Origin of the sequence: Chitinophaga oryziterrae (assembly GCF_009758125.1) — a bacterium.
In the GTDB taxonomy this organism is placed as follows: domain Bacteria; phylum Bacteroidota; class Bacteroidia; order Chitinophagales; family Chitinophagaceae; genus Chitinophaga; species Chitinophaga oryziterrae.
On the sequence record NZ_WRXO01000002.1, the window covers coordinates 928,883 to 942,782 of the forward strand.

The following is a 13,900-nucleotide window of genomic DNA, read 5'->3' on the forward strand; positions in this document are numbered from 1 at the left end:
ACCAATCAAATGAGCATCATGAAAAATATCTTTCTTACAATAGTATTGTTTTCACTGGTAGCAATAGGCAAAGGTCAGTTTGCTTATGATTACCTCAAAGCAGCGGACTATTATTACAAGAAGGCCGACTATAATTCTGCGGCACAGTATTATGAAAAATACCTCGCAGGTAACAGGTCCATTGTTAGTCATGCAGTATATAAACCCTATACAACACAGCCTTCTACAAAGAAAACACAGGCAATGGTGAGTAACGAACAGCAGGCTATTTATAAACTGGCTGAGAGTTACAGATTATTGAACGACTATGGTAAAGCAGTACCCTGGTACGCAGAAGCACTGGAATTTGACAAGACCCAGTTCCCGCTGGCTCCTTACCATTATGCAGTTGCTTTGAGAGCGCTGGCCAGGTATGATCTTGCCGTAAAAGCATTTGAATATTTCCTGGATACATATACCACACAGGACGCTTACCGTGAATCTGCTACAAGAGAATTGCAGAACCTGCGGTTCATTGTGCAGGAGTTACGCCGTCCTGACCTCTCCACATACACTGTTGAAAAAGGGCCTTCTTCCCTGAACCCGCAGGGTGCAAACTATGCGCCTGTATGGTTAGGCGATAGCCTGTTGTTGTTTACCTCTACAAGACCGGATAACAGCGGTGCAAAGAACCATTTATTTACCAACCGTATTTATGGTGCAGCGTATGCTAATGGTCAGCCCGATACTATTACCCGTATCGCAGTACCTCAGCCTAAAGATGCAGAACAGGGTGTCATTGCTGTTAGTCCGGATGGTAATATACTGTACCTGACACGCTGGGTAACAAAAGATGGGAAGAAGAAATCTGCTATCTATATCAGCAGAAAAAGCGGCAATACATGGAGCGAACCTGCTATCATGGATACAGTGGTAAATACGCCGGGTTACAGTGCGCAGCAGCCCTTTGTAATGCCCGATGGTAAACGCCTGTTATTTGCCAGTGATAAACCCGGAGGACAGGGAGGATTTGACCTGTGGTCTGCTGAACTGAATGCGGATGGTACTCCTTTCTCTGTAAAGAATATGGGACCTGTACTGAATACATCCTGGAATGAACAGGCTCCTTATTATCACGCTGCTTCCGGCGAACTGGTATTCTCTACTGATGGCAGAGTAGGTATGGGGGGATATGATTTCTTCTATACTAAAGACAGTGCCGGTAGCTGGCAGGAACCTGTCAATTTCGGATATCCTGTTAATTCCGTGAAAGATGATATTTATTTCAACAGCAAAGGAAATAATATCCTGGAAACAGTATGGTTATCATCCGATCGTGATGCCAGTTGCTGCCTGGAATTATTCTCCCTGAAGAAAACGATTCCACCACCACCTCCTCCTCCAAAACCAGAACCACCGGTAGTAGTAACATTAGCTCCTCCTCCGGCAGAAGTACCAACTGTACTGGATAACGTGTACTACGATTTTAGTCAGTCTTACCTGCAACCTGCTTCTTATCCTGCATTAGACAGGCTGGCGGCAATGCTGCAGCAACATCCTGATTTAGTGATCGAATTAAGCGCACATACAGATAGTAAAGGTGCTGATAAACTCAACCAGACATTATCAGAGGCCCGTGCAAAAAGTTGTGTAGACTACCTGGTGAGCAAAGGAATAGATCCATCCCGTTTGCAATACAAAGGATATGCGGCTAGTCGTCCTATCGCTCCTAATACGAATGCAGACGGATCTGATAATCCTGAAGGCAGGGCAAGGAACCGTAGAACAGAGTTTAAGGTTGTCGGCAAACAGTAAAAATATGCTTATGAAAAGAACATACCTGCTTTTGTTGCTGCTGCTGATCATAGCAGAAGGGACCCGTGCGCAGCAACAACCGCATTATACGCAATACATCCTCAATACTTTCATCATTAATCCTGCAGTAGCAGGTATTGAGAACTATTGGGATGTAAAGGCCAGCCACCGTCATCAGTGGGCGGGGTTGAACGGGGCGCCTGTTACTTCTTATCTGACCATTCATGGTCCGCTGAGGAAAAGTGATTATCCTTCTGCCAGTATAACAGGCTTAACTCCACCGGGAGAAAATCCCAGGGGCAAGGCTTACTGGCAGCAGTATGAAACTCCTCCTTCTCATGCGGGGGCAGGACTAACTATCCTTAACGATAAAACCGGACCGCTGAACCGTTTTTCCATTACGGCCACTTATGCGCATCATATCGCACTCTCCCCCCGTACCAGTATCAGTGCCGGTGTTTCGTTCGGCGCGCAGTCCGTTTCTGTTGATGCGTCTGCGCTGGAATTCCAGCAGCCAGGAGATCCTGTGGTGGCGTCCAGTCAGCTGCTGAATAAATGGAAGCCGGAATTGAATGCAGGCCTGATGTTATACAGTGCAGACTTTTATATAGGCGCATCTGCACAGAATATCATCCCGCAGCAACTGAGTTTTGACGAGGGTAAAGTAGTAGGCGATTCTTTGTACAGGGGAAAGCTGGTACCGCATCTGTTCTTCTCAGCAGGCTACCGTACATGGATAAATGAAGATGTAAGTGTGCTGCCTTCTGTGATGGTGAGAATGGTAACTGCAGCACCTGTAAGTTTTGATGTGAATGCCAAGTTCCTGTATCGCGACAGAATGTGGGTGGGTGGTTCTTACCGTATCCAGGATGGCTTTGCAGCCATGCTGGGGGTGAACATCAGTTCCACTATCAACATAGGGTATTCATATGATTATACTACATCGTCTTTGAATGTTGTAAGTCATGGTACACATGAAATATTAATAGGTTTTCTGATCGGTAATCGCTTTGGCGACCTATGCCCAAGAAACAATTTTTAAACTTTAACCCCTCTTTCGTAATAAGCGGAGAGGACATTTTTTAACTCAATCCAAAATTTTATTTATGAAAAAACTTTCAGGTTACTTTTTCGTTGCATGTATGTTGTCTGTTGTGCTGGGTACCACTTCCTGTTCTAAAAAAGGAGATGCAGGACCAGCGGGTGCTACTGGAGCAACGGGTGCCAAAGGTGATAAAGGCGACAAAGGCGATCAGGGAGATGCAGGAAGTGCAAGTGTGATTTATTCCGACTGGATGGATGCATCCTATATGTATGACTCAACTTCCGAGGTCTATTTCTTCGACATCACTGCTGCTAAAGTGACTACTGATATATTAAATAGTGGTGTAGTAAAAGTGTACATGAACTTTGGTACGCCATCCACCCCTGCTGTTTCTTCTTTGCCTTACAGCGATGAAGTAGGTACTTATATCAGAGAATATTCACTGTTAGGTGTTATTGAACTGTTAAGTAATGGAAATCCAAGTACTGTTACAGATGCTAATGGTGCCAAAAGAAGGCAGGTAAGATATGTGATCATCCCGGGTGGCGAAGCGGCGCGTTCTGCTAAAGCAATCGACTGGAATGATTATGCAAAGGTAAAAGCCTACATGGGCTGGAAGAACTAGTTTACTAATGACCATCTCCATCAAAACCACAAGTTACAGGGCTGCTTTATCGAAAGCAGCCAGTTTTTACCACTTGCCGGGGATTCTTAAAAAAACAATGCTATGAAAAGATATTGTGAACTGACAGATGAAGAATTAATAAAATTATACAGATCGGGGAATGACAGTGCTTTCTCCGTATTAGTCTCTCGCCATAAGACCAGAATCTTTACTACTATCATGTTGCTGGTGAAAGACCGGTACCTGGCAGAAGATATTTTTCAGGATGTGTTTATAAAAATAATCAATGCTTTTAACGAAGGTCATTATCTCGATAACAGCCGGTTTATTGCATGGGCTGTGAGAATTGCCCATAACTGTTGTATCAGTCATTTCAGGAAGATGAATGCATGGCCTGCTTTCTCCGTTGTATATAAAGATGATATTTCAAACAGTATTCATCAGAAGGAAGAAAGCCAGGAACAACGCATTATCATTAAAGAAACACATGCAGCAGTACAGGCATTGCTGGACCAGCTACCCGAGGCCCAGCGCGAGGCATTGATCCTTCGGTATTATGCAGATCTCAGCTTTAAAGAAATTGCACAAACTGTAAATGTTGGTATCAATACCGCATTGGGGAGAGTGCGTTATGCTATTATGAATATGCGGAAGATCATGGAAAGAGAAGAAGCATTGGAAGCAGTATGAATACTACGCGTTCACAGGAACAACTTCTGTTACAGGTAAACATGGCAGCTCTATATAAAAGATGGTTTCTTTTCCCGGTTCACTTTCGAACCACAATTTACCCTTGTGGATCTCTACAATCTTACGTGAAATAGATAATCCCAGGCCAAAAGATTTCTCACCGGCGGTACCCGTTCTGCCCGCCTCTGTATGCATTTCAAATACCTTGTCTTTCAGGTTGTCCGGGATGCCGATGCCTTTATCTTTTACCATGATGGTATAGGTATCGGAATCTCTTTTGGTATGTATACTGATCACGGATTTATCCGGGCTGAATTTGATGGCATTGTCTATGAGGTTCGTAAACAACTGCCATATTTTGTCCCGGTCAAGCATAGCTATCCCCGGTGGGAATTTCCCTACTTTAATGCGCTGTTTCTTTTTTAATGCCTTAAACTGAAGGAGATCTATACATTCCGTCAGTAACTCCGGTATATCTGTAAGTTCTGTTCTCAGATCTTTCAGCTCTCCTTTGTTTTTACTTTCCAGTAACTGGTTGATAATTTCAAATGCCTGCCCGGAAGCTGTCTGTATCATCCGGTACATACTCTTATCCAGCGGCGCTGCATTTTTATCTTCCAGTAATAGTCCTGCTATAGCACTGATATTGCCCACAGGATTTTTGAGATCATGTACGATCACTTTCAGGAGTGCTGCATTTTCCTGGTCTCTGTCTTCTACTGCACGAAGTGCAACAGTAAGACGTTCATTTTGCACAGCTACCAGTTGCAGGTTCTGTTTGGAACGGTTCCAGTTTTTCCAGATCAGGAATGCGATGGTAATAACAGATGCTAAGAATAAAGAGAAGATCACAAGTAAAATGGACTTCAGATGATCATCACTTTTTAATGCGATGATTTCATGTTGCCTCGCTACGTTCTCCAGTTCATTATTCACGTCCACTTCATGTGCGGCCTGATTCTTTGTATCAAGAGAGTCTTTTATATTGGTATATGCTTTCAGGTATTTATAGGCGCTGTCCGGCTTATTTAATTTATCGTAATACCGCTCCTGCATCTTCAGTAATCGTAATCGCAGATCTCTGTCGGGTTGCAGGTGCGAGTTGGTGAAAGACTTTACCTGTTCCAATATCTCCCTGCATTCATCCAAACGGTTCATTTTTATGTAAAGAGTGGCCAGTCTCAGTTGCATGAACTGGGCATCTGTATTTTCATAACCGGGTTGTATATTGATACTGATACTTTCTTTCAGTAATGCTTCTGCTGTAGTGTAATCTTCCTGTCTGTAATGCGCATAGGCCAGGTTGCCGTAGACGACCCCTTTAGCGGTGCCTATATAGCGTCTGTTGCTGGAATCGTTGCTGAAATTGCTTTCGTTGTTCCTGATATAAGCTAATGCCAGGCTATAGTAACGAAACGCGCTGTCGTACATATTAGCCCGGTCATAACTCAGCGCAATGTTATCTGTATTGCTCTGAACGGAAGCAAAAATGCTAAAGTCCCTGTTATCTGCATTGCGCAGAATGTGAACGCATTTTTTGAAATAGGAGGCTGCTTCCAGATATTTTTTCTCTTTATAACACACCATGCCCAGTTGTCCCAGGTAATCACTTACGAAAAGGGAATCTCCGCTTTTTTCACAGATCTGTTTAGCCTGGTAGTAATACTGGAATGCTTCGGGATATCTTTTCTCTGCCTGCAGAATATCTCCCTTTTTCAGGATGGCATTTTCATAGAGTTTTTTATATGCTTTTTCCTTGGAGTGCTTTTTCAGGATCAACAGCACACTATCTACATATACCATGGCTATTGCATAGTCCTTATCATAGAAATAGTTCCTTTTAAAGTCGTATTTCTTGTACAGATCACCAATTCCCGCATTGGGATAATTGTTATATACTGAATCAATAAATTTTATTGGACTTCCTTTTTCGGCATGAAGTGATAAGCTGTCAGCATGTTTGAGGATAGGATCAAAATAATCGGGGTGATCAATAGTTCCTCCTACTTGCTGGCAGGCAAATATCATTATTGTTATATATAGAAAAAATACACACTCTAAAAGTTGTCTGTAAAATTTATTCTTTTTTGTAAGAATAACCATCAATTAAAAAACGTTAAGTTGCTCATGCACTTTAGGTATAATGTTAACACACGACAATGCATGTAACGTAAGTTAAGCGTTTTTCTTACTTTTTACCCTATAAAATGCATAATTATATTAATATACGGAATTGCTGTATATTAAGTTTACGACAGCGCTGTTAAATCTTCCACAAAACTTGCTGCTGCGGCCCTTATGCAGTAGTATCTTTTTGATCGGATTCTCCCTAAAAAAAACTAATTTCATTATAAGAGCAGCCTATTGCTGCAGGATACATATGCCCATTACAGGAGACCCGAAACTGAAATTGTTGTTACCCTTTAACCCGTAATTAGCCCGAGTATCCCGTTTCGCTGATTGTATGAATTCCATTTTTATTCTTTATGAAGAGGATATGCCTGCTTGTTTGTTTTTTCCTTGGCCTTCGTCATTTGTCGGCACAAACCTTTACTGTTACCGGCTTAATAAAAGACACCACTGGCCAGGAGATTATTGCCGCTAATGTATGGTTAACAGCAGGCAAAGACTCTCTGCATGCTGCCAGTAATGAAACCGGAAGATTCACATTTTCCGGAGTAAACCAGCCTGCTTTTTCTTTGCGTGTAAGTGTGCTGGGATATGAAACCTGGTCAAAATCATATGACTTCCACAATGCTGGCAGCCAGATTGATGTGCCGGTTATTACACTGGTAATGAAAACCAGTACTTTACAGGAAGTGATCATAAAAGGAAAACAGGCCCCGGTTGTTATAAAAGAAGATACCATAGAATACCGGGCAAGTCAATACCATTTAAGAGAGAATTCAGTGGCGGAAGATCTGCTAAGAAGACTGCCCGGAGTAGATGTTGATAAAGATGGTAATGTGACGATGATGGGCAAAAAGATTACCAAACTAAGGATCAATGGGAAAGATTACCTGGTAGATGATATTAAAACGCTGACGCGCATATTACCGGTAGATATGATAGAAAAAATACAACTGGTTGATGATTACGGGGATATGGCGAGAGTGACAGGACGAAAGTCCGGGGAACCTCAGCAGGTACTCAATATCCAGACTAAATCCGAACTGAATAAAGGTGTTCAGATGCAGACTATCGTAGGGGCAGGTAATGATGGAAGATATAATGCAGCGTTATTGGCCAACTATTTTAGCGGTAGTCACCAGTTGTCTGTTTCAGGCAATACCAATAATACAAGCGCCCTGGCGGGAACCGCAACCAACAGTAATGCAACCGTTAACTACCGGGACCAGCCAACTAAAACCCTATCCCTCAATGCTAGTCTGATGGGCGGGCATACTGCCAGTAATATACAATCATTAAGTAATGTGACGACCGTTACAAATGAAGGGACCCTCTATATCGCCAACAATACCAGTAGTTACAGCAACAATGATAATTATGCTTTTTATGGTGGGGCAGAGTATAAACCTGCTAATGGTGATATGCTGAATTTTAACATGAATATGAGCCTGAATACAGCGCAGAATGTGAATATTGTCTCTGCCTTGCAGACAGGTTATCAGAAAAAAGACCAGCTCACAAAAAATATCATCAGCAGCAGGATACCCGTGATAGGGGCCGGGCTGTTTGGCAGTCACCGGTTTAACACAAAAGGCCGGGTATTATCCCTCAGCCTGTATATGAGTTATACAGGTAACCATAATGACCAGGACGGTACTAATGATATCCTGTATTATAATGCAGACAGTACCCTGGCCAAAGATTCCCTGTTGCATCAGTTACTGAATAAGCAGAATAATGATTTTATCACCTCTGCCCAGGTTTCCTGGATTGAACCTGTTGATTCTACTTCCAGCATAGAATTGCGTTACCTGATCAATTATACCAGGTCTGATAATACACAGGTGACAGACTGGCTGGATACAGAAGGGAAACAACAGCGTATAGATGCGCTTAGTAATGAATTTAAATATAACCTGTCCCAGCAGCAACTGGAACTCAATTTCCGGAAGAATCTGAGGAAGTTCGACTATACCCTGGGTGTTCGTCTGATGCCCTCCGGGCTATCTGGCCGCGGTACGAACGGGGAAGCTCCTGCAAAGCTGCATAGCACCCCACTGGCACCTGTATTGCGTATTCAGTATAAGCTGCCACGATCTCAGTTTATCTCTCTTTTTTATAACGGGGTCGTTATTTTTCCGGGTTATCAGCAGCTACAACCAGCCCCTGATCTTACTAACACAGAATTCCCAATAATAGGGAACCCTTTGTTAAAAGCGGGGTTCACCCATTCTGTATTCCTTAACTACCGTAGTTTAAACACGGCCAATACACATACCCTGTTCGTGCATCTGGCGGCTAATTATACGAAGAACAAGGTCGTTACCAATACAGTAACCGTAAAGGACAGCTTCAATACCGTAAAACAGGAAACACATTATCTGAATACAGATGGGGATTATAACTATCGCTTTGTATATGGCTGGTCCAAACGTATACAGGACGGGAAATACAATTTTTACCTGGATGGAACAGCGTCTTATAATAACAATGTACTATATGTGCAGGACGTGAAGAATTATGCAAGGAACCTGGCAATGTCACAGTCTGCGAGAAGTAACATGCTTTTGTCCTGGATAGAATTAATGGGAGGGGTAACTTATCTGTATAACAGGAACGTTTATATTCCCGGGGATAACAATACCACTAACATCACTACATGGACTTTCAATCTGGTGGGAAAGGTATATTTCCTGAAAACCTTTGCATTTGGGTTTGATGCCAATAAGCAGCTGAATAGCGGATATAGTGGCTCTTTGAGTAGTAATCCGCTGATGGCCAATGTATTCCTGGAAAAAATGTTCTTTAAGAAGAGACTCACCGCCAGGGCACAGGTATTTAACCTGCTGGATGAAAATGCCCGTTTATCCCAGGCTATCAATGGCAATTCAGTTACCGAAAGCCGGGATAACCTCTTAAGCCGTTATTTTATGTTCACTTTACAGCTGGATTTGAAGAAGTTCAAAGGCAGTAAATAAGGCCATACCTCCTTCATACCTCCGTCATGTCTCCTTCATGTCTCCTTCATACCTGATGCATGGTTTAAGCATGAACCCTGTATGGATGATGCATAAGCATGCATCATCATGCATAAAACAAAAAAAGGCCCCCAATAAGGAGGCCTTTTCGTTAAGAGGGAATATAGTTATTTCCTTTCCAGTAACTTAAAGAACTGGTCGAGCTGAGGTAAAATCACGATACGTGTGCGGCGGTTAGCTGCGCGTCCTTCCGGCGTATCATTGCCTGATACCGGAATATATTCACTACGTCCTGCTGCGGTGATACGTGCAGGAGCGATAGCATAATCATTCTGTAAGATACGTGTAACAGCAGTAGCTCTCTTCACACTCAGGTCCCAGTTGTCCAGTAACACACCTTTCCTGTATGGGTTAGAGTCTGTATGACCTTCTACCAGGAATTCAATTTCAGGCTGGTTGTTCAGTACTTTGGCTACTTTACCCAGTACTTCTTTTGCACGGGCAGTTACATCATAGCTACCACTTTCAAACAACAGTTTATCGGATATATCAATATACACAACACCTTTTTCTACCTTAATGTTGATATCCTTGTCATCCAGGTTGCCAATAGCACCTTTCAGGTTCATTACCAGGGCCATATTCAGAGAGTCCTTTCTGGCAATAGCAGACTGAAGGTCCTGAATGTAAGCATCTTTTGCACCTATATTATCCAGTGATTTCTTGATGCTTTCTGCCTGTGATCCGGTGATTACGGAAAGATCTTTCAACTGGTTCAGTAATACACTGTTATTCTGTTTCAGTCCTTCTACACGTTCCTCATTTACAGTACTTCTGCGGTTGTACGCCTCCGTAGAGTCGCGCATGGTACGCTGGCAGTCCTGTAGTTTACTCTGCAAATCAGCATATTGACTGGATAAAGCAGAGTATTTAGCTTCCGAAGCTTTAAATTTCCTGGTGGGTACGCAGGAAAATAAGATAACCGGAAGGGATAACGCTAATAAGATGTCTCTAAGTTTCATATGTATTGTATTTATATAATAATTCGCTTGTTTGACTGTACTACACCTCAGTTTAATCCAAAACCAAGCCATTCTATAGCGGATTGTGCTGTAATATTGTTAAAGTCGCTGACTAATAAGAAATTCGCATTTATTTATAGTGTATTCGCAACACTGGTATCCCAGCAATGTTTCATTTATTTTAGTCCATTAGATTACTTTTTTTCACCACGTACTTAGGTCTCATAACACATGAAGAAAATTTCATTACACATTCTGTTAGCTACGCTTTTGCTAACTCCTGCCTTAATGAACGCGCAGGTAAAGCAGGCGGCTACGCCGTTGGCAACCTTACAGCAGCAATTCGTTGATCTGCGTTTTGGTATGTTCATTCACTTTAACATCCCAACTTTTGCAAATCAGGACTGGCCTGATCCGGAAGCGCCGGCATCTTTATTCAATCCTACCAAACTGGATTGTAATCAATGGGCGGCAACCGCCAAGGCAGCTAATATGTCTTATGGTTGTCTGACCACCAAACATCACAGCGGCTTTTGTATCTGGGATACAAAAACAACTGATTACAATGTGATGAACAGCCCTCTTAAAAGAGATGTGGTAAAAGAATACACCACTGCATTCAGGGCGAAAGGTCTGAAAGTGATGTTGTATTACTCCATCCTGGACACACATCACAAACTGCGTCCAAACCAGATCACGCACAAGCACATCGAAATGGTAAAGGCGCAGCTCACAGAACTGCTGACTAACTATGGAGAGATCACTGCGCTGATCATAGACGGATGGGACGCTCCATGGTCCAGGATCTCTTATGATGATGTTCCTTTTGAAGAGATTTACCGCCTGATCAAAACTCTGCAGCCTAACTGCCTGGTGATGGACCTGAATGCGGCCAAATATCCGACAGAAGCATTGTTCTACACAGATATCAAGTCTTACGAACAGGGTGCCGGTCAGCACATTTCAAAAGAAAGCAACAAACTGCCTGCATTATCCTGTCTGCCAATTAATTCAGCCTGGTTCTGGAAAACGAATTTCCCGGCTACACCTGTAAAAGATCCTGTGAAACTGGTGAACAACAACCTGGTAGAGTTAAACAAGGTATGGTGTAACTTCATTCTGAATGTAGCGCCTAACCGTGAAGGTCTGATTGATGATAATGCAGTAGCTGCGTTAAAAGAAATAGGTAAAATGTGGAAACCGGAAGGGCCTTTGCCTGCACTGGCTCCTGCAGAATCGCCTATCATCTCTTCCAACATTGCCAAACATCAACCGGCAAATTCCAGCTGGAGCGATGATATGAACATCATGGACTTTGCGAATGATGATGATTTCAGAAGCAGCTGGCAGTCTAACCCAACAGTGAAACAGCCATGGTATGAAATAGATTTCGATAAGGATAAGAGCTTTAATATGGTGACCATTGTAGAAGATGGTAATAATATTAAGAAGTATCGCTTAGAGTACAATGAGAATGGTGTTTGGAAACCTTTGCCTGCAAGCAAGACAGAAGGTCGTGTGAAAATACACCGTTTTGACAGGGTATGGGGTGGCCGTGTGCGTATCCTCATAGATGAAGCAAGCGCAGCTCCTGCTATAGCAGAAGTAGGCGTGTATGATGAAAGAAGATAGATAGACTTGCTCTTTATAGCATACAACCCGGCTTCTGAAGAAGCCGGGTTTTTTATTTTATAATAATAGTTAAAACATCAGAAACATGGAAGGCGATGGATGATAAAGGGCAGGCTTTAACCGGTATGAGTGTACAGATTGAAGGTGCATCAAAAGAAGCAGCCGATGATAGTTTTCATATAGCCGTTCCTTATAACGATGCTGTACTGGTATTTGTACAAATGAGAACAATAAGGAAATGATTTTTTATGTTCAGTTCCAATTGTGCCAGCTTTCACAATCACTTAGTACTGGTAGAGCCGGGGAATATCTCCGGCTTTGTTTATTTCTTTTCCAGCAGCAGGCTGCCAATACAAATCATAGCTACGTCTTCTACCAATCCTGCCACAGGATCTGGACTGCCGGTTCTTTTACCGAACTGTTTTCTTGCATAGTAGGTGATGTAGGCGCCGGTAACAGCCGCTGCTGCGCCTATTAAGGCGCCTAGCCAGGGATTTCTGCGTCTTCGGTGGCTTACTACTGCTCCTGTAATAGCGCCCGAAACACTGCGGCCTATCAGTCCTTCTTTTGCGATACGGTCACCAATACCGGGTAATTTGTCAACATAAAGTTCTCCGGCAGCCATCAACGTAAATACACTGTTATTGGGGAACAGCAAAGCAGGCGTGAGTGCTGCCCTTGCACCAGCAATGGCGCTTACTCCGGCAATGATGGCTAAGTCTTTCTGGGAATCTGTCATTTTTGTGCAGTTTATGCAGATAAGGCTCACAAAATCGTACCAGTTTTAAGAATCAGACTTTAATTCTCCGCGCCGGCTCCAAAAGTAAATGGCCAGCAGTGACGTTATCACTGGCAGTACTACGCCAAACTCATCATAAAAATATTTAGTCTTACCGGTATCAACAGTTAACGGCGTAAAGAAGGTCTGGATGAACAGGTTATGACTGGCATGCAGTAACACGCCTGTCCATAGGCTCCCTGATTTCAGGCGGAACCAGGTGAATATAAAACTCGAACTTATCACCATCACTGCAAAACAACTTAAACCATACCATGCGGGAGTGCCGCTGTTATAATCCGCAAAAAGAAGGATAGGAACATGCCATAAGGCCCAGATAAAACCTGTAATCAGTGATGTCTGGGTATAACCGGTGATCTTGTATAATTCCGGTACCAGAAATCCCCGCCATCCTATTTCTTCACCTGTTGCAGTAGCCATACTTCTTACCATCCCAAAAAAACTATAAAGGATGAAATAGAGCAGGATGACCACTGGACCAGGTAAATGTTCTGCCCCGAATGACTCGGCAATTTGTTTAACGAACTCTTTATTATAAAACCCGCCCCAGCCTGTCAGCCATATGATAAGGTACGCAAGAGTAGTATAAAGAAGAGGAGTGAGATAACTCCATAACTGGTAGGTGGGATTTCCCCATTTCCAGGCCAGATCAGATATTTTTCTTTTTAAGAGGAGGGAAGTGATAAATGCAGAAAGAGCAGGGCTCCACATCAAACCTGTCACAAATAGTCCTTTCGCGCTGCCTACCTTGCCCGTATGAATGATCTCTGCATAAAATATGGAACTGATGGCAAAAGTAAAAAACAGGAACAGGAAGATAGCTTTACGTGTCTGGTTAACAGGTTGATTCATGGTAGTGAAATTTAGTATAAACAAGATATGAAAATTACTATATTTATCGCATGCTGACCGGACAAGGGTAGTGCCTCAGTTTGATTACATGATCTTCGCGCCAGGTGTTGTTGGTCCATAAATACACCTTATCTGACGTGAATATTAGGTGAAGTTAAATTGAAAAACAAATCCTGAACCCATATTCCAAAGTTAAATCAGAGAACTAAACAGTCAGATGCAGTGTATTTATGGACCAACAACATCTGGCAATCCAGGCTGTAATAACATTCGACCTGAGTCACTACCTGGTGGAGGTTAATAATAGATCAGATCAGGCAGTACTGAGATTTC

General features: G+C 42.8%; 11 protein-coding genes. 7 read left to right on the plus strand and 4 right to left on the minus strand.

All coding sequences use genetic code 11. From position 1 onward, the window contains the following. Positions 1–18: 18 nt before the first annotated feature. The 4 genes from GO495_RS11300 to GO495_RS11315 all read left to right on the plus strand — a co-directional run bounded on the left by GO495_RS11300 (position 19) and on the right by GO495_RS11315 (position 4,154). Positions 19–1,794: an OmpA family protein gene (locus tag GO495_RS11300; RefSeq protein ID WP_157299777.1), complete on the plus strand. Its 1,776-nt coding sequence runs from the start codon at positions 19–21 to the stop codon at positions 1,792–1,794. 10 nt (positions 1,795–1,804) lie between these two features. After that, a complete protein-coding gene (locus tag GO495_RS11305) occupies positions 1,805–2,836 on the plus strand; it encodes a PorP/SprF family type IX secretion system membrane protein (protein WP_157299778.1) in 1,032 nt (343 codons plus the stop codon). Positions 2,837–2,900: 64 nt separating this feature from the next. Next, a complete protein-coding gene (locus GO495_RS11310) occupies positions 2,901–3,464 on the plus strand; it encodes a collagen-like protein (RefSeq protein ID WP_157299779.1) in 564 nt (187 codons plus the stop codon). A gap of 102 nt (positions 3,465–3,566) precedes the next feature. Next, the gene (locus GO495_RS11315) at positions 3,567–4,154 is read left to right on the plus strand and encodes a sigma-70 family RNA polymerase sigma factor (protein WP_157299780.1); all 588 of its coding nucleotides are present in this window, start codon (positions 3,567–3,569) and stop codon (positions 4,152–4,154) included. 3 nt (positions 4,155–4,157) lie between these two features. Here GO495_RS11315 and GO495_RS11320 read toward each other — a convergent pair whose 3' ends face one another. After that, positions 4,158–6,182 (minus strand): tetratricopeptide repeat-containing sensor histidine kinase, encoded by a 2,025-nt coding sequence (locus GO495_RS11320; RefSeq protein ID WP_170302663.1) that lies wholly within the window; start codon positions 6,180–6,182, stop codon positions 4,158–4,160. 458 nt (positions 6,183–6,640) lie between these two features. Here GO495_RS11320 and GO495_RS11325 point away from each other — a divergent pair, with 458 nt between their 5' ends. Beyond that, positions 6,641–9,262: an outer membrane beta-barrel protein gene (locus GO495_RS11325; protein ID WP_157299782.1), complete on the plus strand. Its 2,622-nt coding sequence runs from the start codon at positions 6,641–6,643 to the stop codon at positions 9,260–9,262. A 167-nt stretch (positions 9,263–9,429) separates the two neighbouring features. On the opposite strand, the gene GO495_RS11330 is transcribed toward GO495_RS11325, so the two are convergent. Then, positions 9,430–10,284 carry an OmpA/MotB family protein gene (locus GO495_RS11330; RefSeq protein ID WP_157299783.1) on the minus strand — a complete coding sequence of 285 codons (855 nt, stop codon included), beginning with the start codon at positions 10,282–10,284 and terminating at the stop codon, positions 9,430–9,432. A 231-nt stretch (positions 10,285–10,515) separates the two neighbouring features. On the opposite strand from GO495_RS11330, the gene GO495_RS11335 reads away from it, so the two are divergent. Both GO495_RS11335 and GO495_RS11340 read left to right on the plus strand, forming a co-directional pair. Next, on the plus strand, positions 10,516–11,916 hold the full coding sequence (locus tag GO495_RS11335) for an alpha-L-fucosidase (RefSeq protein ID WP_157299784.1): 1,401 nt from the start codon (positions 10,516–10,518) through the stop codon (positions 11,914–11,916). Positions 11,917–12,011: 95 nt separating this feature from the next. Beyond that, positions 12,012–12,158: a hypothetical protein gene (locus GO495_RS11340; RefSeq protein WP_157299785.1), complete on the plus strand. Its 147-nt coding sequence runs from the start codon at positions 12,012–12,014 to the stop codon at positions 12,156–12,158. Between the two features lie 80 nt (positions 12,159–12,238). Here the strand turns inward: GO495_RS11340 and GO495_RS11345 are convergent, their stop codons facing one another. Together GO495_RS11345 and GO495_RS11350 are read right to left on the minus strand one after the other, a co-directional pair. Continuing rightward, positions 12,239–12,655 carry a hypothetical protein gene (locus tag GO495_RS11345; RefSeq protein ID WP_157299786.1) on the minus strand — a complete coding sequence of 139 codons (417 nt, stop codon included), beginning with the start codon at positions 12,653–12,655 and terminating at the stop codon, positions 12,239–12,241. A gap of 45 nt (positions 12,656–12,700) precedes the next feature. After that, on the minus strand, positions 12,701–13,567 hold the full coding sequence (locus GO495_RS11350; RefSeq protein ID WP_157299787.1) for a CPBP family intramembrane glutamic endopeptidase: 867 nt from the start codon (positions 13,565–13,567) through the stop codon (positions 12,701–12,703). Between the last annotated feature and the right edge of the window lie 333 nt (positions 13,568–13,900).